Annotated in this window: 1 protein-coding gene; it reads right to left on the bottom strand. The window is 38.8% G+C overall.

The window, feature by feature from the left end:
• Positions 1-14: 14 nt before the first annotated feature.
• Positions 15-454: transposase (locus C5471_RS25450; RefSeq protein WP_166296699.1), on the bottom strand; the 440-nt coding region annotated here is incomplete at its 5' end.

Raw genomic sequence — 454 nt, 5'->3', positions numbered from 1 at the left:
ACAATGGCATTCGGTTAAACTCTTGCCGGGGCATCAAAAGAGTTCCATCGGGTTCTGGGACGCATAGATTTTCGTGGATAGTGCCTCCCAGGCCTCACCCGGTGAGTCATTCCGGCAAGTCCCTCTGAAAGAGCACAATAAAATGATTTTAAATGTTTTTTTATCCCCTGAATTAGCAAAGACAAGTGTCTTACTACGAGAAACAAACAGTTTTTGAAATTCAATTTCTGTTTATTTTCTCTGCTATCAATGCAGTCGCTATCGTTGCCTCTGTGATTAATATCATTTTCCGATATCCTTGTCAGGTTCAGTAATAATATATGCGCTTGGATTTCTTGTTTTACGCCTTTCTCACTCTGTGAATGGAAATCCTCAATGCAAAGGATTGACTTGGACAATTTATATAACTCTTCTATATTCCATCTAAGGTGATATAAATCATGAAAAGCTTCGA

The organism is Photorhabdus tasmaniensis, assembly GCF_011189505.1.
In the GTDB taxonomy this organism is placed as follows: Bacteria; Pseudomonadota; Gammaproteobacteria; order Enterobacterales; family Enterobacteriaceae; genus Photorhabdus; species Photorhabdus tasmaniensis.
This window is presented reverse-complemented; position numbering and strand designations above follow the sequence as displayed.